Source organism: Paraburkholderia nodosa (genome assembly GCF_001718195.1).
Lineage (GTDB): Bacteria > Pseudomonadota > Gammaproteobacteria > Burkholderiales > Burkholderiaceae > Paraburkholderia > Paraburkholderia nodosa_A.
Window position 1 is genome coordinate 107,126 of the sequence record NZ_MCNV01000003.1, and the last position, 19,472, is coordinate 126,597.

The window sequence follows — 19,472 nt, forward strand, 5'->3', positions numbered from 1 at the left end:
TCCGACCAGGACGCCCTATGCGAGATCTGCCGACGCCCACCCTGCCGTTCGCCTCGACGCTGTTCGAGTCGAACCGACGCTTGCCGCGTGCCGAAGAAACGGTCACCGCGCAGCATCGGCTGCAGGTGGCCTGGGCTCGCACCGACGAGGAGCTGCGCGAAGCCCAGCGCCTGCGCTACCGCGTTTTCGCCGAAGAGATGGGCGCACGCCTGACCGGCCCCGCCGGCCTCGACGTCGACGCCTTCGACGCCTACTGCGACCACCTGCTCGTGCGCGACCTCGACACGCTCAAGGTCGTCGGCACCTATCGCGTGCTGCCGCCGCACCAGGCGGCGCGCATCGGCCGCCTCTATGCCGAAAGCGAATTCGACGTCTCGCGCCTCGCGCATCTGCGCCCGAAAATGGTCGAGGTGGGCCGCTCGTGCGTGCATCCCGACTACCGCAGCGGCTCGGTCATCATGTCGCTGTGGGGCGGTCTCGGCGGCTATATGCAGCACAACGGCTACGAGACGATGCTCGGCTGCGCGAGCGTCGCCATGGCTGACGGTGGCCACTACGCGGCGAACCTGTACTGCGCGCTCGGCGCGAACGCGCTGACCGCGCCCGAATACCGCGCGTTCCCGCACACGCCGCTGCCCGTCGAGGAACTGCGCACCGGCACGCCGGCCGTGCCGCCGCCGCTCATCAAGGGCTATCTGCGCCTCGGCGCGAAGATCTGTGGCGCGCCCGCCTGGGACCCCGACTTCAACACCGCCGACTTCCTCACGCTCTTCCGCCTCTCGGAAATCAACGAGCGTTACGCGCGCCACTTCCTCGGCGAAGCCGTCACGCGTTAAAACCTCATCCGCTCCTCAGTGGGCAGGATGAGTCAACAAAAAAACCCGGCTCACGAACGAGCCGGGCTTTTTTATCGGCGCAGTCAGACGAGGCGCAGCGCGCTTTGCTCACTCCTCCGTATAGACCACGCGATACGGAATGCCGATCTTGCCCCATTCCGCCGCTTCCTGAACGAGGTTGTAATCGGTGAGCGGATTATTCTGAACCCAGGCATTGGGCAGCAGCACTTCGTAGCCGTTGCCCTCCTCCTCCACCTTGATGTGCGGCAGACCGACATCGGCGCGGCGGCGCGTCAGCAGCGCGGCGAGACGCAGACAGAACAGCAGCGTCCATTCCACATCGCGCGTTTGCGAGAGCTTGCCGAGCTTGCCCACGTGGCCGAGCACCAGCGCGGCGAGGCGCGCCTGGTCGGTGCGCGAGAAGCCGGGCATGTCCGCGTTGCTGGCGATGTAGGCCGAATGCTTGTGGTACGCGCTGTGCGAGATGGAAAGCCCGATTTCGTGCAGCGACGCCGCCCACGTGAGGAACATGCGGTTCTCTTCGCGGCGCTCGTCGTCGGGCTCCTCGAACTGATCGTAGAACTTCACGGCCAGCTCGCCAATGCGCCCCGCCTGCGCACGATCCACGCCGTAGCGGCGCATGAAGCCCTCCACCGTCACCGTACGCATGTCCTCGTGCTGCGAACGGCCCAGCAGGTCGTAGAGCACGCCCAGGCGCAACGCGCCGTCCGTGGTGTCGACATAGTCGATACCGAGCTCCTCGAACACCGCGATCATGATCGAGAGACCGCCCGCCAGCACCGGGATGCGGTCGGGCTTGAGCGCGACGAGCTTGAGCCGGTTGACGTTCTCGGCCTTGATGAGCGCGCGCTTCAGGCGTTCGAGGCCACCGCGCGAAATGCCGTGCGTGATGCCGGGATCGTTGAAGCCGTTCGCCTCGACGAGTTCTGCGAGCGCGCGCGCCGTACCCGACGAGCCGATCGCCTGGTCCCAGCCGGTCTTGCGGTAGTCGGAGGAAATGATCTGGATTTCACGCGTGGCCGCGAGTTCGGCCTGGCGCATGGTGTACTCGTCGACGTTGCCCGACGGGAAGAACTGGCGGCTATGGCTCACGCAGCCGATATAGAGGCTTTCCATGCGGATCGGCGTGTAGTGCGCGCCGATGATGAACTCGGTCGAGCCGCCGCCGATGTCCACCACGAAGCGCTTGCCCGCGCTCGCCGGCACCGAGTGCGCGGCGCCCGCATAGATGAGGCGCGCTTCTTCGCGCCCCGCGATCACTTCGATCGGGAACCCGAGCGCGGCTTCCGCCTCGGTGAGAAACTCGCGCGCGTTCTTGGCGACACGCAGCGTATTGGTCGCCACCGCGCGCACCTGGTCGGGATGAAAGTCGCGCAGGCGCTCGCCGAAGCGCTTGAGCGCGTCCCAGCCGCGCACCTGCGAGGCGCGGTCGAGCAGTTTGTCCCTCGAGAGGCCGGCCGCGAGGCGCACCGGTTCGCGCAGCGCGTCCACCGGGTAGATCTGGCTGCCGGCATCGGTTTCCTCGACGCGGCCGACGATCAGACGAAAGCTGTTCGAACCGAGATCGACGGCGGCAAGCAGTTGGGGATTGGTGACCATCGAAGGGGCAGGCTCCATGCGTGCATACAGAGACGAACGCGCAGCCATGCGGGCTTGCTGCGCCGCCGCCGCGCTGTCCAAATGCGTCATTTTAAGCGTAGCCGACTTCACCATGTCGCTCCTCGCATTGGTCATGACCATGGGTACTTTTACCCAGCGTGCATGTTCGCAACGCGACTTGTCGATTTCGTGAAAATGCGGCGTAAAATTTATGACACTTCGAAAGTCACAATAAAGTCATATTACTGTGAGAATTTCCGAGCGTCCGTTCGAATCCATTCCTGACATTCCGTTTTCATTGCCGATGTCCATCCGCTATCCCCTACTCAATCGCGAACTGGGCATTCTGGGATTCAATGAGCGCGTGCTCGCACAGGCGTCCGATCCCGCTGTTCCTTTGCTGGAGCGCTTGCGCTTCATCTGTATCACCAGCAGCAACCTCGACGAATTCTTCGAAGTCCGTATGGCCGGGCTTCAGGAGCAGATGCGCGACAACCCGGGCGTGCTCTCGCCCGACGGCATGTCGCTGCAGCACGTGTACGACCTCGTGGTCGAGCGCGCGCAGCGTCTCGTGCATCGCCAGTACCGCATGCTGCACGACACCGTGCTGCCCGCGCTCGAACAGGAAGGCATCTACTTCCACGGCACCGACGCCTGGAACGAAGCGCAAACCGCATGGGCGCGCAAATACTTCTTCGACGAACTGCTGCCCGTTCTCACGCCCATCGGGCTCGATCCCGCGCACCCGTTCCCGCGCGTGCTCAACAAGAGTCTGAACTTCGTGGTCGAACTCGAAGGCAAGGACGCTTTCGGGCGGCAGGCCGTCATGGGCATCGTGCAGGCGCCGCGCGCGCTGCCGCGCCTCGTGCGCATGCCGCAGGAGCTTTCCGGTTTCCAGCACGGCTTCGTGCTGCTCGGCTCGCTCTTGCAGCGCTTCGTGGGCGAGCTGTTCCCGAGCCTCGTCGTGCGCAGCTGCAACCAGTTCCGCATCACGCGCAACAGTGAACTCTTCGTCGACGAAGACGAAATCACCAACCTGCGCGTGGCGCTGCAGGGCGAACTGCCCGCGCGGCACCTCGGCAATGCGGTGCGTCTCGAAGTGTCGGCGGAAACGCCCCCGCATCTCGTGAAGCGCCTGCTCGACGAAAGCGGCCTTGACGAAAAGGACTGCTATTTCGTCGATGGCCCCGTGAATCTCGTACGGCTCATGCAGCTGCCCGAGATGGTCGATCGCCCCGACCTCAAGTTCGTGCCGCACGTGCCCGCGATTCCGCGCCGCATTGCCGCGAACAGCAACATGTTCGATGTGATCGATCAGGGCGACGTGCTCCTGCATCATCCGTACGAGAGCTTCCAGCCCGTGCTCGAACTACTGCTGCAGGCCGCGAACGACCCGAACGTCGTCGCGATCAAGCAGACGATCTACCGCACCGGCACCGACTCGCCGCTCATGGACGCGCTCATGCAGGCCGCGCGCAACGGCAAGGAAGTGACGGTGGTGGTGGAGCTGCTCGCGCGCTTCGACGAAGAGACCAACATCAACTGGGCCGCGCAGCTCGAAGCCGTGGGCGCGCACGTGGTGTACGGCGTGGTGGGCCACAAGTGCCACGCCAAGATGATGCTGATCGTGCGCCGCGTGCCCGTGAACGGGCGCATGGTGCTGCGCCGCTACGTGCACCTGGGCACGGGCAACTACCACCCGCGCACGGCACGCCTCTATACCGACTTCGGCCTCATGACCTCGGAGCCGAAGATGTGCGAGGACGTGCACCACGTCTTCCAGCAGCTCACCGGCATCGGCGGCGAGCTGCAGCTGCACGATCTGTGGCAGTCGCCGTTCACGCTGCATCCGAAGATGATCGAGGCGATCCGCAACGAAGCCGATGCCGCGCGCGCGGGCAAGAAGGCGCGCATCGTCGCGAAGATGAACGCGCTGCTCGAGCCGACCGTGATCGACGAGTTGTACGAAGCATCGCAGGCCGGCGTGAAGATCGATCTGATCATCCGTGGCGTGTGCTCGTTGCAGCCCGGCGTGCCGGGGCTCTCCGAGAACATCACCGTGCGCTCGATCGTCGGGCGTTTCCTCGAGCACCACCGCATCTACTACTTCTATGCGGGCGGTAAGGAAGACGTCTATCTGTCGAGCGCGGACTGGATGGATCGCAACCTGTTCCGCCGCGTCGAAGTGGCGTTCCCGATTCACGACCGCAGGCTCAAGCGCCGCGTGATCGCCGAAGGGCTTTCCACCTTCCTCGGCGACAATCAATCGGCGTGGCTCATGCAAAGCGACGGCCACTATCGCCGCCGCCGCGCGGGCAAGGCCGTGCGCAATGCGCAGTTGAGCTTGCTGGCGAAGTTCTGTCCGTGATGCCTTGACGGAGCAATAACGCTGAACGCAAAAAAGCCGCTTCGAATGAAGCGGCTTTTTCAATTGCGACGGCGCTTCGTTACGCCGGCGCCGGCTGCCGTCTCGTCGTGCGCGCGGCCGGAAAGCGCACCGTGAACGTGCTGCCCCGCCCTTCCTCGCTCTTCACTTCGAGCGCCGCGTCGTGACGCTGCAGCACGTGCTTGACGATCGCGAGACCCAGTCCCGTGCCGCCCGTATCGCGCGAGCGGCTGCGGTCCACACGATAGAAGCGCTCGGTCAGGCGCGGAATATCGGCGGCCGGAATGCCGAGGCCGCTGTCGGTGACCGCGAAGACCGCGCTGCCGTGTTCTGCGCGCCACGACAGATGCACCGTCCCGCCGTCCGGCGTGTAGCGCACCGCGTTGGTCGCCAGATTGCCGAGCGCGCTCATGATCTCGGTTTCGGAACCGGTGACGCTCAGTCCGTCGTCGAAATCGGCCGTGATGCGGTGACGCCCGCCCGAAAGGCTTTCGGCGTCCTCGCGCACGTGCCCGAGCACCGCGCGCATATCGACCATGTGGTCGCCGGGCTGGCGCCCCTCGCCTTCGAGCTTGGCGAGCACGAGCAGGTCGGTGACGATATGGCGCATGCGCGAGGCCTGTTGCTCCATCAGTTCCAGGTAGCGATTGCGCTCGGCTTCGCCAAGCGGCAGCTCGCGCATCGTCTCGAGGAAGCCCGAGAGCACCGTGATCGGCGTTTTCAGCTCGTGCGAGACGTTGGCCACGAAGTCGCGCCGCATGGCGTCGGTGCGCTCGAGTTCGGTGATGTCCTGCGACAGGATGAGCTTGCGGTTCTCGCCGTACGGAAACACCTGCACCGAGATCACGTTCTGACGCTTCGCGCCCATGCCTCGCATGATCAGCATGTCCTTGTAATCGTGCGAATTGAGGTAGCGCACGAAGTCGGGCTGACGCACGAGATGCGTGATGTGCTGGCGCAGGTCGCGCCTCGCATCGAGGCCGAAGTGAACTTCCGAGATCGCGTTGCACCACTCGATCTGGTCGTGGTCGTCGAGCATGGCGACGCCGTTGGGCGACGCCTGGATCGCCTGGATGAAGCGCGAATGCTGCTGCTCCACCTGGCGCACCTGAGCGTGCCAGCGCTTCGCGAGCTTATGCAGACGGTAGTAGATTTCGCCCCAGATGCCGGGAGCGCTCGGTACTTCGCCGTAGACCGGCGCGTCGAGCAGGCGCCACAGACGCTGCTTGTGAAACGTGCTGAAGAGCATTTGCGCGAGCAGCGCCAGCACGGCGATGCTCAGCGCGATCTTGACGCCGAAAATCGCGCCAACGCCCGCGCACATGAGCGCGAGCAACACGATCGATACGAGGGAGCGCGCCCAGATGATGTTCATGTTCCTGCGATCGAAGATAAATACGGTCGGATGCGGGCACGCGACATCGAGTGACTACCGCGCGAATACCGGCGGCAGTGAAACGGTCGCGCCGCCCGGTGAGTCACCCTGCGGCGCGGCCATGGGTCCAGCTCAGGCGCTCTTGGCGAGACGGTAGCCGCTGCCGCGCACCGTTTCGATCATAGCATCGCACCCTGCCGGCTTGAGCGCGGCGCGCAGACGCTTGATATGCACGTCCACCGTGCGCTCTTCTACGAACACGTGATCGCCCCATACCTGGTCGAGAAGTTGCGTACGGCTATGCACGCGCTCCGGATGCGTCATGAAGAAGTGCAGCAGGCGGAATTCGGTCGGGCCGAGATCGAGCTTGATTTCCGAGCCTTCGGCGGCGGCCGCCACGCGGTGCGTGGCCGGGTCCAGCTTCAGACCGTTGATCGCCACCACGTCTTCCGTGAGCTGCGGCGCACGGCGGCGCAGCACCGCCTTGATGCGCGCCATCAGCTCCTTGGGCGAAAACGGCTTCGTCACGTAATCGTCAGCGCCGATTTCGAGGCCGAGCACCTTATCCTGCTCGTCGCCGCGCGCGGTCAGCATGATGATCGGAATATGCTTCGTGCGTTCGTTGTTGCGCAAGTCGCGCGCGAAGTTCACACCCGACTTGCCCGGCAACATCCAGTCCAGCAGGATGAGATCGGGCAGCACGTCGCTGATCAGGTTTTGCGCCTGCTCCGCGTTGTAGGCGCGGATCGGGCAGTGGCCTGCGTGCTGCAGGTTCACCGAAATCAGCTCGGAAATGGCGGGCTCATCTTCGATGACGAGAATGCTGCTAGGCATCGGCACCTCTTGACCTTGTTACCTATGGAGTGAATTAGCTGAGCGCTTCGCGTTCGAGCGCGTCGCGCGACTTGTGGCGCACGTCGGTGCCCTTCACGATGTAGATGATGAATTCCGCGATGTTCTTCGCGTGGTCGCCGATCCGCTCGATCGCCTTGGCGATGAACAGATAGTCGAGGCCCACCGAAATCGTGCGCGGATCTTCCATCATGTAGCTCACGAGTTTGCGCACGAACGCGCGGAATTCCTCGTCGATCGCCTTGTCGTCGCGCACGATCTGCGCGGCGGCCACGGTGTCGAGACGCGCGAACGCGTCGAGCGCGCGGCGCAGGATCGACACGGCCATTTCGCCCGAGACCTTGATCTCGGCGATGTTGACCGCGCGCGAAGCGCCGTCTTCCATCAGGCGTTTGGTGCGCTTGGCGATCTTCTCGGCTTCGTCGCCGGCGCGCTCGAGGTTCGTGATGGTCTTCGAAATGGCGAGCACGAGGCGCAGGTCGCGCGCGGCCGGCTGGCGGCGCGCGATGATGTTGCTGCACTCCTCGTCGATCTCGACTTCCATCGTGTTGAGGCGGTCTTCGGCGGCGATCACGCGCTCGGCGGCGGCGCCGTCGAACTCGTTCAATGCCTGCATTGCCGTGATGATCTGCGATTCGACGAGGCCGCCCATTTCGAGCACCTTCGACGAAATGAGGTTCAAATCGGCGTCGAACTGGCTGGACAAGTGTTTGTCGGACATGATTTGCTCCCTGCTCCGATTAGCCGAAGCGGCCGGTGATGTAGTCTTCCGTTTCCTTGCGGACCGGCTTGATGAAGATCTTTTCGGTGTCACCGAATTCGATCAGCTCACCAAGGTACATGTAAGCAGTGTAGTCCGAGCAACGCGCGGCCTGCTGCATGTTATGGGTGACGATCACCACCGTGTAATCGCTCTTGAGTTCCGCGATCAGCTCTTCGATGCGGCCGGTGGAAATGGGGTCGAGCGCCGAGCACGGCTCGTCGAGCAGCAGCACTTCGGGGCGGATCGCAATGCCGCGCGCGATGCATAGGCGCTGCTGCTGGCCGCCCGAGAGGCCGTAGCCGCTCTGGCCGAGCTTGTCCTTCACTTCGTTCCAGAGCGCGGCCTTGGTGAGCGCCCATTCGACGCGGTCATCCATTTCCGGGCGCGAGAGCTTCTCGAACATCTTCACGCCGAACGCGATGTTGTCGTAAATCGACATCGGGAACGGGGTCGGCTTCTGGAACACCATGCCGATACGCGCACGCAAAAGCGAGATGTCGCGCCTGGTCGTGAGCAGGTTCTCGCCGTCCATGACGATTTCGCCCTCGGCGCGCTGCTCCGGATAGAGCGCGAACATCTTGTTGAAGGTGCGCAGGAGCGTGGACTTGCCGCAGCCCGACGGGCCGATGAACGCCGTCACCTTGCCTTCGGGAATCTGCAGGTTGATGTTCTTCAGCGCGTGGTACTTGCCGTAGAAGAAGTTCAGGTCCTTCACTTCGATCTTCGGCTTGCCCAGCGCCGGCAGGCGTGCGTTCTGGGCGGGATCCGCAGGTCCAAACCCAGCGGAGGGCGCATTGCCGTGCGCAGCGGTGTTGAGGTGACTCTCAGCCATGTTCATCGGGAACTCCGCCCTTGCTTACTTGTTCGAAAAGATCGTGCGCGCGAGGATATTCAGACCCAGCACGCCGAGCGTGATCAGGAAAACGCCGGCCCACGCAAGCGACTGCCACTGCGCAAACGGGCTCATCGCAAACTTGAAGATCGTGACCGGCAGGTTCGCGATCGGTTGATTCATGTTCGCGGTGAAGAACTGGTTCGACAGCGCGGTGAAGAGCAGCGGCGCGGTTTCGCCGGCGATACGCGCAACCGCCAGCAGCACGCCCGTCACGATACCGGCGATCGAAGCCTTCAGCGTGATCGACATCACCATCTTCCACTTCGGCGTGCCGAGCGCGAATGCCGCTTCACGCAGGTTGTTCGGCACGAGCTTGAGCATGTTCTCGGTCGTGCGAATCACGATCGGAACCTGCAGGAGCGCCAGCGCAATCGCGCCGGCCCAGCCGCTGAAGTGCCCCATCTTCGCCACGACGAGCGCGTACACGAACAGGCCCACGACGATCGAAGGCGCCGACAGCAGAATGTCGTTGATGAAGCGCGTGACGCCCGCGAGCCAGCCCTTCTGGCCATATTCCGCGAGATAGATGCCCGCGAGAATCCCGATCGGCGTGCCGACGAACGTTGCGATCGCAACGAGCATCAAGCTGCCGATGATGGCGTTGGCGAGACCGCCGCCGTCGGTGTTCGGCGGCGGCGTGGACTGCGTGAACAGTTCCACCGAAAGGCCGCCGATCCCAAGCGAGAGCGTCGTGTAGAGAATCCACACGAGCCAGATCAGGCCGAACACCATCGCAGCGAGCGAGCACGTGAGCGCGATCGCATTGGTCACGCGGCGGCGACGCTGCAGCTTGTCGCGCATGCGCTCCAGTTCGGGGCCGTAAATCGCGCCCGGAATTTTCATCATCGGTTCGCTCATCGCGCACCCTCCGCTTTTTCAAGGCGCAGCAACATGAGCTTCGAGATCGACAGCACGATGAAGGTGATCACGAAAAGGATCAGGCCGAGTTCCATCAGCGCGGCGGTGTGCAGGCCCGGGCTCGCTTCCGCGAACTCGTTGGCGAGCGCCGAGGTGATGCTGTTGCCCGGTGAAAAGAGCGACACGTTGTCGAGCAGGTTCGTATTGCCGATCACGAACGTGACGGCCATCGTCTCGCCGAGCGCTCGGCCGAGACCCAGCATCACGCCGCCGATCACGCCGGTCTTGGTGAACGGCAGCACGATCTTCCACATCACTTCCCATGTCGTGCAGCCAATGCCGTAAGCCGACTCCTTGAGCAGTACGGGCGTGACTTCGAACACGTCGCGCATGACCGAAGCGATATACGGAATGATCATGATCGCGAGAATCACGCCGGCGCACAGAATGCCGATGCCGATGGGCGCGCCCTGGAACAGCGCGCCGACGATCGGCATGCCGCCGAGCAGCGAGCCGAGCGGCTTTTCGAACCACTGCGCGAAGATCGGCGCAAAGACGAGCAGACCCCACATACCGTAGACGATCGACGGGATCGCGGCGAGCAGTTCGATGGCGATGCCGAGCGGACGGCGCAGCCACGCCGGCGAAAGCTCAGTGAGGAACAGCGCAATGCCGAAGCTCACAGGCACGGCGATGATGAGCGCGATGATCGAGGTGGCGATCGTGCCGTAGATGGGCACGAGCGCGCCGAACTGCTCGCTGGGTGGATCCCAGTCGGCAGTCCAGAGGAATGCGAAACCGAATTTCTGGATCGTCGGCAACGAGGCGACGATCAGTGACACGATGATGCCGCCGAGCAGCAACAACGTGACGATGGCAGCGAGGCGTGCGAGGCCGCCAAAAATGATGTCCCCTGCCGGGCTGGGCGCTTTTTGCTGCGCGGCGTTGCCGGGCGGGTTCGACACGAGCGGGACGTCGGACATGGTGACCTGGGTTCCAGTTGCCGCGAGCGCGGGCTCACGACGTTGATGCAGCCGTGGGACTGCAGATCGCCCGACTTCCGGCCGTTAATACTGACGACTCAGCCGGAAGGCGGACGGCACATCTTGGACAGCGCGGATTCAGGCAAGCCACAAGCGAACAGGCCGCGCGCGTCACGCGGCGGCCTTTTTTTACACTTGCCTGACGCCCTGCTTACTCGGCGACCGGCTTGCCGCTCGCGTCCTTGACCTTCTCCTTCCACTGCGACTTGATTTCGCTCACGACCGACTGCGGCAGCGAGATGTAGTCGAGGCTGTCAGCAGCCGGCGTACCGTTCTTGAAGGCCCAGTCGAAGAACTTGAGCGTTTCCTTGCCCTGGTCCGGCTTGTCCTGTGCCGTGTGCAGCAGCACGAAGGTCGCGCCGACGACCGGCCATGCGTCCTTGCCCGGCTCGTTCGTGAGGATCTGGTAGAACGACTTCTTCCAGTCCGCGCCAGCGGCCGCTGCCTTGAACGTTTCGGTGTCCGGCTGAACCACAGTGCCCGCCTCGTTCTTCATGGCAGTGTAGACCATGTGATTTTGCTTGGCGTACGCCCACTCGACGTAGCCGATCGCGCCCGGCAGACGCTGCACGAAGGCTGCGACGCCGTCGTTGCCCTTGCCGCCCGTACCCGTCGGCCAGTTCACGGTCGTGCCTTCGCCGACCTTGCTCTTCCAGTCGGGGTTGACCTTCGACAGGTAGTTCGTCCAGATGAAGCTGGTGCCCGAACCATCGGCGCGGCGGACCACGGCGATGTCGAGGTCAGGCAGCTTGACCTTCGGGTTCAGGGCGACGATGGCCGGATCGTTCCACTTCTTGATCTTGCCGAGGTAGATATCGCCGAGCACCGGGCCCGACAGGGTGATCTCGCCCGGCTTCACGCCCGGCACGTTGATCGCCGGCACGACGCCGCCGACCACCGTCGGGAACTGGAACAGGCCTTCCTTGGCCAGATCCTCGTCCTTCAGCGGAGCGTCCGAGCCCGCGAAGTCAACGGTCTTGGCCTGAATCTGCTTGATGCCGCCCGACGAACCAATACCTTGGTAGTTCACCTTGCCGCCGCCCGCCTTTTGGTAGGCATCCGCCCATTTCGTATAGATCGGTGCTGCGAAGGTGCTGCCCGCGCCGGTGATGTCAGCAGCCTGCGCTGCGATCGCGAAGAGCGCGCCAGCAACGCCAGCGAGCGCGGTTTGCATCAATTTCATGAGACCTCCAGTGTGTGAGCGGATGAACGACACCGCGAAGCTTAGGGGGTCTCTGTGACAGTACTGTGACGATTCATGAAGCGAACGTGACAGTTCGATTACTGGCTGAAAGGCGCGTGGATATGCGTTTTGGGCGACTTTGCAGGCGCGGTTGCGACATGGCCTGCACGTGCCTGGATAGCTGAAAAGCCCGCCACGCGGGAGTTTGGCGGATGCTGAGGGTCGCATGAAAAAATTCGAGGATTTCCTCGAAAATGGTTTGCAAACCGTTATGCGATTGTTTTAAACGTTTGCCTGCTTCCCTTGTGACGCCGAATAAATCGCAAAAAAATGAGCACGACGGCGGATTGCAACGTCGTGCTCATCGGTTAGGCGCAAGCGTGATTCAGTCGCGCGACTTGCGCGACTGAATCGTCGGCGATCACGCGATCGAACGCTTCACCACACTGGCGATCGCCTCGGCGTAATGCATCGTGTCGCGCTCCTCGCGGGCTTCGACCATCACACGCAGGACCGGCTCCGTCCCTGAAGCGCGAATCAACACACGGCCCTTGCCCTTTAATTCGGCCTCGGCGGAAGCGATCGATTGCTGGATCTCGGCGTTGCCCTTCCAGTCGGCGCCCTGCGCGATGCGCACGTTGATGAGCTTCTGCGGAAACAGCTTCACGCCGTCGAGCAGCTGCGCGATCGTCTTGCCGCTGCGCTTCATCGCCGCGAGCACGAGCAGCGCCGAGACGATGCCGTCGCCGGTGGTGTGGCGGTCGAGCGAAAGAATGTGGCCCGAGCCTTCCGCGCCGAGCTGCCAGCCGCGCTCGCGAAGTTGCTCCAGCACGTAGCGGTCGCCCACGTTCGCGCGCACCAGCTGTACGCCGAGGCCTTCGAGCGCCTGCTCCACCGCGAGATTGGTCATGAGCGTGCCAACTGCCCCTTCCACTTTGCCGTCGGTCGCGATGCGGTCCTTCACGAGCACATAGAGCAGCTCGTCACCGTTGTAGAGGCGGCCCTGGGCATCGACGATCTGCAGACGGTCGGCGTCGCCGTCGAGCGCGATGCCGAGGTCCGCATGATTCGCACGCACGGCGCGCACGAGCGCGTCGGGCGCGGTCGCGCCCACGCCGTCGTTGATGTTGAACCCGTTCGGCGACACACCGATCGGAATCACGTCCGCGCCCAGCTCGTGGAACACGTGCGGCGCGATGTCATAAGCCGCACCGTTGGCGCAATCGATCACGAGCTTCAGGCCGCGCAGGTTGAACGCCTGCGGGAACGTGCTCTTGCAGAACTCGATGTAGCGCCCGCCCGCGTCGTGCAGGCGGCGTGCGCGGCCAAGCTGTTCGGACGGCGCGCAGGCGAGCGGCTGCTCGAGCTGCTCCTCGATCAGCGTCTCCACGTCGTCGGGGAGCTTGTTGCCGTCGGCGGAGAAGAACTTGATGCCGTTGTCGTAGTAGGGATTGTGCGACGCGCTGATCACGACGCCCGCGGCCAGCCGCAGCGCACGCGTGAGATAGGCGATGCCTGGCGTCGTCATTGGCCCGGCCAGCATCACGTCGATGCCCGCAGCCGAGAGCCCCGCTTCCAGGGAGGCTTCGAGCATATAGCCCGAAATACGCGTGTCCTTGCCGATCAGCACGGACGGGCGCGGCCCGGATGCCGCTGCCGACCCCGCGAGCACCTTGCCCGCGGCATAGCCTAGCCGAAGCACGAAATCGGGCGTGATCGGCGCCTCGCCGACCTTGCCACGCACTCCATCAGTTCCGAAATAACGACGTCCCATCTTTCTACCCCTCGGTTTGGTGCTGCTTTGTCCTGTATTGTGGCGCCCGGAGCCGCTCCGGCGCACTTCGCGCCGGTCAGCGTTGCGCCGGGCAAACGCTCAGCCTTGTGTAGCCGACGTAGCGGCGGACATCGCGTCGCGCATCGCCGCCCAGACTTTGAGCGCGTCCACGGTGGGCGCCACGTCGTGCACGCGAATGATCGCCGCACCGCGCTCTGCCGCGCACACGGCCGCCCCGACGCTCGCCGCCACGCGTTCGGGCGCGGGCCGGTTCACGAGCGCGCCGAGCATCGACTTGCGCGACATGCCGGCCAGGATCGGATACGGTGCGAGGCCTGCCGCAACCTCTGGCGCCGTCTCGGGCAGGTGCGCGAGCAGCGCGTAATTGTGCTCGACCACCGACTTGCCGAAGCCGAAGCCCGGGTCCACGCTGATGCGCGCCTTCGCCACGCCTGCCGCTTCGAGTTCGGCGCAACGCTGGGCAAGAAACTCGCGCACCTCGCGCACAACATTCACGTAGTCGGGCTCGCCCAGCTGCATCGTCTGCGGCTCGCCGAGCATGTGCATCACGCACAGCCCGCAGTTGCTCTCGCGCACGGCCTCGATTGCGCCGGGCATCCGGAATCCCCAGATATCGTTGATCATGTCTGCGCCTGCCGCGAGCGCCGCGCGCATGACCTCGGGCTTGTACGTGTCGATCGACAGCGGCACGTTCGCACCCTTGAGCTTTTCCACCAGCGGAATCACGCGTTCGAGTTCCTCGTCGAGCGGCACAGGCGGCGCACCCGGGCGCGTCGATTCGCCGCCGATGTCGATGATATCGGCGCCGTCTAGCATCATCTGCTCGGCGCGGCGCAAGGCGTCGCCGAAAGCGATATAGCGACCGCCGTCGGAAAACGAGTCGGGTGTGGTGTTGAGGATGCCCATGACGAGCGGACGCTCGAACGTCAGCGTGAAACGACCGCACGCGAGCGGTTCAGGTGGCAGACTACCTTGCGAGGAGATGTTGGGCACGTCAGAAAACGTCAGATGTGTAACGAGATGCGGCGGCACAGCGGCACGCCAGAAATGCAAAACGGGCCGATGTGAACATCACACCGGCCCGCAACTTTACTCGATAAGGATCACGCCGGTGCGGTGGCGCTACCGGGCTTGACCTCAGTGCCCGTGCTGCCGCCCGACGACGCGTCGCCCGGCGACGGCGTGCTCTTCGGCGAGCGCGGCGGACGGCCGGCCATGATGTCGTTGATCTGGTCGGCGTCGATCGTTTCCCACTCCATGAGGGCCGCGGTCATGGCTTCGACCTTGTCGCGGTTCTCGTCGAGCAAGCGCTTCGCGAGGTTGTACTGCTCGTCGAGCACGCGGCGGATTTCCGCATCGACTTTCTGCTGCGTCGCTTCCGAGATCGCACGCGTGAAGCCCTTGCCGAACGGGCCACCGTCGTTGTCGTCGTCGGCGTAGACCATCGTTCCGAGCGCGTCGGTCATGCCGAAGCGCGTGACCATGGCGCGAGCGGTTTGCGTGGCCTTGTTGAAGTCGTCCGAGGCGCCCGTGCTGATCAGGTTCATGAACAGCTCTTCCGCCACACGGCCACCGAACAGAATGGCCAGACGATCCAGCAGATAGTCCTTCGAGTACGTTTCGTTGTCGTGCTCGGGCAACTGCCACGTCACGCCCAGCGCGCGACCGCGCGGGATGATCGTGACCTTGTGCACCGGGTCCGCCTTCGGCAGCAGCTTCGCGATCACCGCGTGACCCGACTCGTGGTACGCCGTGGCGCGCTTCGCTTCTTCGCGGATCACCGCCGACTTGCGCTCCGGTCCCATGAAGATCTTGTCCTTCGCGTCTTCGAAGTCCTGCATCTCGACGATGCGCTTGCCGCGGCGCGCCGCGAACAGCGCGGCTTCGTTCACGAGGTTCGCGAGGTCGGCGCCCGAGAAGCCCGGCGTGCCGCGTGCAATGACCGCTGCATCCACGTCGTTGGCGATCGGCACCTTGCGCAGGTGCACCTTCATGATCTGTTCGCGGCCGCGGATGTCCGGCAGGCCCACATAGACCTGGCGGTCGAAACGGCCCGGACGCAGCAGCGCCTTGTCCAGCACGTCCGAACGGTTGGTTGCCGCGATCACGATGACGCCCGAGTTCGCCTCGAAGCCGTCCATCTCGACCAGCATCTGGTTCAGCGTCTGCTCACGCTCGTCGTTGCCGCCGCCCATGCCGGCGCCACGATGGCGGCCGACCGCATCGATTTCGTCGATGAACACGATACACGGCGCATGCTTCTTGGCCTGCTCGAACATGTCGCGCACGCGGGCCGCGCCCACGCCGACGAACATTTCGACGAAGTCCGAACCCGAGATGCTGAAGAACGGCACCTTCGCTTCGCCGGCAATGGCGCGCGCCAGCAGCGTCTTACCCGTACCCGGAGGGCCAACGAGCAACACGCCGCGCGGAATGCGTCCACCCAGCTTCTGGAATTTTTGCGGATCGCGCAGGAAGTCGACGAGTTCGGACACTTCTTCCTTCGCTTCGTCGCAGCCCGCGACGTCGGAGAAGTTGACCGCATTGTTGTTCTCGTCGATCAGGCGGGCGCGCGATTTACCAAAGGAGAACGCCCCGCCTTTGCCGCCCCCCTGCATCTGTCTCATCATGTAGAACCAGAACACGATGATGAGTATGGTCGGCCCGAGGTAGTACAGCGCGGAAACGAGCGCGTTCGGCTCTTCGTCGGCCTTGCCGCTCACCTGCACGCCATATTTCATCAGGTCGCCGACCATCCAGATGTCGCCTGGGGAGACGATCTGGTATTTCTGGCCATCAGCCGGAGTGACCGTGAGGTTCCGCCCCTGCACCACGACGCTCTTGACCTTGCCGTTCTTCGCGTCGTCCATGAACTGCGAATAGGAAACGCCTTCCTGGACACGGGGCTTGTCGAACTGCTTGAACACCGTAAACAGCACCAGTGCGATTACCAGCCACACTGCTGCCTTCGAAAACATGTTGTTGTTCAAAGCACCACTCCTTCACTCATAGATGGGCGCCTACATTTGCCTTGCGACTGCGACACCACCAAAGCATTCTAATCCAGTACACGGACCCCTGCCATAACGTTTCGCTACCGCAGGAATAGCCCGAGCGCCTTGTCCTGACCGCCTCTCGGGGTCATTTTGCGACCAGAATGCGCCATTTGCACGGCAATCATGCCCCGTTTAACAGGGACGCTTCAGATGTTTACCCAAAATAAACGTTTCGGACGATTTATCACGCGAAGCCTTCGGTTTGCGTGCCGCCACGACCTTGAACTGCTGCTTGAACTTCTCGACGATCTGACTGTAACCGCTGCCGTGGAAGCATTTGACTAAAAGGGCTCCATCGGGTTTCAGATGATTCTGCGAAAACTCGAGCGCGAGGTCGCACACGTGCTCGATGCGTGCCGCGTCTGCCGACGCGACCCCCGAGAGATTGGGCGCCATGTCCGAAATTACAAGGTCGACCGGGCGGCCGCCCACCAATTCTTCCAGTTGCGCGAGCACCTCGTCGTCGCGAAAGTCGCCCTGCAGGAACTGCACGTCGGAGACGGGTTCCATCGGAAGGAGATCGAGCGCAATGATCGTGCCGTCGATCCCACCCTGCCGCTGGTCGTCGCGCTTCGTGCCTTGCGCGAGCTTGTTGCGAGCGTACTGGCTCCAGCTGCCGGGCGCCGCGCCCAGGTCCACGATCACCATGCCGGGGCGGATCAGCTTGTCCTGCTCGTCGATTTCCTTCAGCTTGTAGGCAGCGCGGGCACGATAGCCCTCCCGCTGTGCCATTTTCACGTACGGATCGTTGATATGGTCGTGCAGCCACGACTGGTTGAAGCGATTTTTTGCCATTAAAGATGAACTCTTGCTGCGTGATTCCGCGCTTTTAGCGGATAATACGCGTTTTATTCGTGCGGCCGTCGCGGCCCGCCTGGCCGGATGTTTGTTGCTCCGCCGGCGTTTTTTGCCCGCGCCCTGCCGTTCCCCACGGTTTTCCGTAGTTCCGACGCGCTTTGCCCGCTGGCGGCCCGCTTTTCGCGGACCGCAATCCACGTCTGCCCAGGTTGTCAATTCACGCCTGTCGACCCGCGCGGCGCCGTCATTTTAGTCGAGTCTGCCACATCCCATGCCCGCCCTCACTCTTTCCGCCGAACAGCGCTCCGAGCTGCGCTCCCAGGCTCACGCGCTCAAACCGGTCGTGCTCATCGGCGCCGAGGGACTGACCGACGCCGTCCTCAAGGAAATCAAGGTTCACCTTTTTGCGCACCAGCTCATCAAGGTGCGCGTGTTCGGCGACGAGCGCGAAGAGCGCCTCGCGATCTACGAAGAGATCTGCGACCGCCTGAGCGCCGCCCCGATCCAGCACATCGGCAAGCTGCTCGTCATCTACAAGCCCGAAGAAGCCAAGGCGAAGGCCACGACCGCGCGCGCCGGCGCCCGCGGCACCGTGTCGCGCCCGGCCGCCGACGTACCGAGCGCTCGTGAAGCGGGCAAGCGCGGCGCCGCGCCGCGCACCGTCAAGGTCGTCAAGGCCAGCGAGAACCCCATGCGCAAGCCGAAGGCGCAAAAGGTGACGGTCAAGGGCAACGAGCGCGTCACGCAAGGCGGCAACATCAAGCGCGCCAAGAAACGCCAAACCAGCTCCAAGCGGGCCCACCAGGGTTCGAAGTAAAAAGCGCGGCCTTCGAGCCGCGCTTTTTTTACGCCTGAACCGGCTTCAGGCCACTTTCAGCGCGGCGCGCTTTCCATGCGCTGCCCCAGCGTGCCGCGTGCCGAAGGCAGCAGCCAAACGAGCCACGCACCCAGCAGGCTCTGCACGAGATAGAACAGGCTCGACACGCCGTGCAGCAAGCCGAAGCGGCTCGCATACGGCGAACTGGCCACGTCCATGCCCGCGCTCATCGCCTGAACGCGCAACGCGTTCATGAACGGCTGCAGCGCGAAATAGCCGATCAGCACGCACAGCAGCATGGCGGCCAGAATCCAGCGCAGCCGGCGATAGCCCAACGCGCCGCGGTGCACGAGCACGCTCGAGAGCCCGAGCAGCAGCAGCCCGCACACCACGCCGATCAGACCTTCGAGGCGAAACAGCTGCGCGGCGAGTTCGCCCGCCACCGGCCTGTCGAGCGACGCGAACAGGACGGGAGCGACCGCATAGCCGATGGTCAGCTGACTGCCGACCCACAGCATGGCGAGCAGCCCGAAGAGGCGGTGCGCAACGAGCGAAACGGGAGTGGCGGAACCCACGTGGCTTGCAGTACTCACGTCGACGCGCCCTCAGACGTAGCGGACCTCGATGACCTCGTATTCGCGCACGCCGCCGGGGGCCTGCACTTCGGCGACGTCGCCTTCGGACTTGCCGATCAGCGCACGGGCGATGGGCGAGCTGACCGAGATCAGGCCGTGCTCGAGATCGGCTTCGTCGTCGCCGACGATCTGGTAGGTCACCGTCTTGCCCGAATCGAGGTCTTCGAGATCCACGGTCGAGCCGAACACCACGCGGCCGTCTGCTTCGAGCGTGGCCGGGTCGATGATCTGCGCGGCCGCCAGTTTCGACTCGATCTCGGCGATGCGGCCTTCGATGAAGCCCTGCTTTTCCTTTGCGGCGTCGTATTCCGCGTTTTCCGACAGATCGCCCTGCGCGCGCGCTTCCGCGATCGAATTGATGACCGCCGGACGCTCGACGGACTTGAGGCGCTGCAACTCTCCGCGGAGTTGGTCTGCACCGCGCTTGGTCAAGGGAATCGTGCTCATAAACAACTCGTACGGCCCAAAAGGGCCTAAAGGAGACCGCGCCACGCACGCTTGTCGCGCACGTTGCGGCCATAAAAAAATTCCGCGGTTAAGTGCATCCCGCGAGGGCGGCT

The 19,472-nt window shown here is 63.8% G+C and carries 18 protein-coding genes; 4 read left to right on the forward strand and 14 right to left on the reverse strand.

The features are described 5' to 3' along the window. The first annotated feature begins 17 nt into the window (after positions 1–17). Positions 18–836, forward strand: coding sequence for a GNAT family N-acetyltransferase (locus BFD71_RS06725; protein ID WP_069262530.1), 819 nt, complete (start codon positions 18–20; stop codon positions 834–836). Between the two features lie 108 nt (positions 837–944). On the opposite strand, the gene ppx is transcribed toward BFD71_RS06725, so the two are convergent. Continuing rightward, positions 945–2,546, reverse strand: a complete 1,602-nt coding sequence (gene ppx, locus BFD71_RS06730) for an exopolyphosphatase (protein WP_069262531.1) — start codon at positions 2,544–2,546, stop codon at positions 945–947. Here ppx and BFD71_RS42060 point away from each other — a divergent pair. Together BFD71_RS42060 and ppk1 are read left to right on the forward strand one after the other, a co-directional pair. Beyond that, the gene (locus BFD71_RS42060; protein WP_256094572.1) at positions 2,446–2,649 is read left to right on the forward strand and encodes a hypothetical protein; all 204 of its coding nucleotides are present in this window, start codon (positions 2,446–2,448) and stop codon (positions 2,647–2,649) included. The two genes, ppx and BFD71_RS42060, sit on opposite strands and share 101 nt — an antisense overlap. A 111-nt stretch (positions 2,650–2,760) precedes the next feature. Continuing rightward, positions 2,761–4,824, forward strand: a complete 2,064-nt coding sequence (gene ppk1, locus BFD71_RS06735; protein WP_069262532.1) for a polyphosphate kinase 1 — start codon at positions 2,761–2,763, stop codon at positions 4,822–4,824. A 79-nt stretch (positions 4,825–4,903) separates the two neighbouring features. On the opposite strand, the gene phoR is transcribed toward ppk1, so the two are convergent. From phoR to BFD71_RS06790, 11 genes are all read right to left on the reverse strand, one after another. Beyond that, complete coding sequence (gene phoR, locus BFD71_RS06740) at positions 4,904–6,217, reverse strand: phosphate regulon sensor histidine kinase PhoR (RefSeq protein ID WP_069262533.1); 1,314 nt, start codon at positions 6,215–6,217, stop codon at positions 4,904–4,906. Between the two features lie 132 nt (positions 6,218–6,349). Further along, complete coding sequence (gene phoB / locus BFD71_RS06745; RefSeq protein ID WP_042261377.1) at positions 6,350–7,051, reverse strand: phosphate regulon transcriptional regulator PhoB; 702 nt, start codon at positions 7,049–7,051, stop codon at positions 6,350–6,352. 34 nt (positions 7,052–7,085) lie between these two features. Beyond that, entirely contained in the window at positions 7,086–7,790 is a 705-nt protein-coding gene (gene phoU / locus BFD71_RS06750) for a phosphate signaling complex protein PhoU (RefSeq protein ID WP_069262534.1), read from the reverse strand. Between the two features lie 19 nt (positions 7,791–7,809). Further along, positions 7,810–8,670, reverse strand: a complete 861-nt coding sequence (pstB, locus tag BFD71_RS06755) for a phosphate ABC transporter ATP-binding protein PstB (RefSeq protein WP_069262535.1) — start codon at positions 8,668–8,670, stop codon at positions 7,810–7,812. 18 nt (positions 8,671–8,688) lie between these two features. Then, on the reverse strand, positions 8,689–9,573 hold the full coding sequence (pstA, locus tag BFD71_RS06760) for a phosphate ABC transporter permease PstA (protein WP_370684256.1): 885 nt from the start codon (positions 9,571–9,573) through the stop codon (positions 8,689–8,691). 8 nt (positions 9,574–9,581) lie between these two features. Beyond that, on the reverse strand, positions 9,582–10,568 hold the full coding sequence (gene pstC, locus BFD71_RS06765; RefSeq protein WP_069262537.1) for a phosphate ABC transporter permease PstC: 987 nt from the start codon (positions 10,566–10,568) through the stop codon (positions 9,582–9,584). A 211-nt stretch (positions 10,569–10,779) separates the two neighbouring features. Beyond that, on the reverse strand, positions 10,780–11,811 hold the full coding sequence (gene pstS, locus BFD71_RS06770) for a phosphate ABC transporter substrate-binding protein PstS (RefSeq protein WP_069262538.1): 1,032 nt from the start codon (positions 11,809–11,811) through the stop codon (positions 10,780–10,782). Positions 11,812–12,232: 421 nt separating this feature from the next. Next, a complete protein-coding gene (gene glmM, locus BFD71_RS06775) occupies positions 12,233–13,585 on the reverse strand; it encodes a phosphoglucosamine mutase (RefSeq protein ID WP_069262539.1) in 1,353 nt (450 codons plus the stop codon). 99 nt (positions 13,586–13,684) lie between these two features. Beyond that, entirely contained in the window at positions 13,685–14,590 is a 906-nt protein-coding gene (gene folP / locus BFD71_RS06780; RefSeq protein ID WP_141710609.1) for a dihydropteroate synthase, read from the reverse strand. Positions 14,591–14,709: 119 nt separating this feature from the next. Continuing rightward, positions 14,710–16,596 carry an ATP-dependent zinc metalloprotease FtsH gene (gene ftsH, locus BFD71_RS06785; RefSeq protein ID WP_069262540.1) on the reverse strand — a complete coding sequence of 629 codons (1,887 nt, stop codon included), beginning with the start codon at positions 16,594–16,596 and terminating at the stop codon, positions 14,710–14,712. Positions 16,597–16,794: 198 nt separating this feature from the next. Next, entirely contained in the window at positions 16,795–17,457 is a 663-nt protein-coding gene (locus tag BFD71_RS06790) for an RlmE family RNA methyltransferase (RefSeq protein ID WP_069262541.1), read from the reverse strand. Positions 17,458–17,731: 274 nt separating this feature from the next. On the opposite strand from BFD71_RS06790, the gene BFD71_RS06795 reads away from it, so the two are divergent. After that, positions 17,732–18,277 (forward strand): YhbY family RNA-binding protein, encoded by a 546-nt coding sequence (locus tag BFD71_RS06795; RefSeq protein WP_069262542.1) that lies wholly within the window; start codon positions 17,732–17,734, stop codon positions 18,275–18,277. Positions 18,278–18,333: 56 nt separating this feature from the next. On the opposite strand, the gene BFD71_RS06800 is transcribed toward BFD71_RS06795, so the two are convergent. Together BFD71_RS06800 and greA are read right to left on the reverse strand one after the other, a co-directional pair. Beyond that, complete coding sequence (locus tag BFD71_RS06800) at positions 18,334–18,795, reverse strand: DUF4149 domain-containing protein (protein ID WP_069262926.1); 462 nt, start codon at positions 18,793–18,795, stop codon at positions 18,334–18,336. An 87-nt stretch (positions 18,796–18,882) separates the two neighbouring features. Then, complete coding sequence (greA, locus tag BFD71_RS06805) at positions 18,883–19,359, reverse strand: transcription elongation factor GreA (RefSeq protein ID WP_042261359.1); 477 nt, start codon at positions 19,357–19,359, stop codon at positions 18,883–18,885. Positions 19,360–19,472: the final 113 nt, after the last annotated feature.

Bases quoted from the DNA above. Each gene is read 5' to 3' on its own strand.
- pstC (WP_069262537.1), bottom strand. From the start codon at position 10,568: ATGTCCGACGTCCCGCTCGTGTCGAACCCGCCCGGCAACGCCGCGCAG.
- pstA (WP_370684256.1), bottom strand. From the start codon at position 9,573: ATGATGAAAATTCCGGGCGCGATTTACGGCCCCGAACTGGAGCGCATG.
- greA (WP_042261359.1), bottom strand. From the start codon at position 19,359: ATGAGCACGATTCCCTTGACCAAGCGCGGTGCAGACCAACTCCGCGGA.
- BFD71_RS06725 (WP_069262530.1), top strand. From the start codon at position 18: ATGCGAGATCTGCCGACGCCCACCCTGCCGTTCGCCTCGACGCTGTTC.
- pstS (WP_069262538.1), bottom strand. From the start codon at position 11,811: ATGAAATTGATGCAAACCGCGCTCGCTGGCGTTGCTGGCGCGCTCTTC.
- phoR (WP_069262533.1), bottom strand. From the start codon at position 6,217: ATGAACATCATCTGGGCGCGCTCCCTCGTATCGATCGTGTTGCTCGCG.
- BFD71_RS06790 (WP_069262541.1), bottom strand. From the start codon at position 17,457: ATGGCAAAAAATCGCTTCAACCAGTCGTGGCTGCACGACCATATCAAC.
- phoU (WP_069262534.1), bottom strand. From the start codon at position 7,790: ATGTCCGACAAACACTTGTCCAGCCAGTTCGACGCCGATTTGAACCTC.
- ppx (WP_069262531.1), bottom strand. From the start codon at position 2,546: ATGACGCATTTGGACAGCGCGGCGGCGGCGCAGCAAGCCCGCATGGCT.
- BFD71_RS06795 (WP_069262542.1), top strand. From the start codon at position 17,732: ATGCCCGCCCTCACTCTTTCCGCCGAACAGCGCTCCGAGCTGCGCTCC.
- glmM (WP_069262539.1), bottom strand. From the start codon at position 13,585: ATGGGACGTCGTTATTTCGGAACTGATGGAGTGCGTGGCAAGGTCGGC.
- BFD71_RS06800 (WP_069262926.1), bottom strand. From the start codon at position 18,795: ATGCTGTGGGTCGGCAGTCAGCTGACCATCGGCTATGCGGTCGCTCCC.
- phoB (WP_042261377.1), bottom strand. From the start codon at position 7,051: ATGCCTAGCAGCATTCTCGTCATCGAAGATGAGCCCGCCATTTCCGAG.
- ppk1 (WP_069262532.1), top strand. From the start codon at position 2,761: ATGTCCATCCGCTATCCCCTACTCAATCGCGAACTGGGCATTCTGGGA.
- pstB (WP_069262535.1), bottom strand. From the start codon at position 8,670: ATGAACATGGCTGAGAGTCACCTCAACACCGCTGCGCACGGCAATGCG.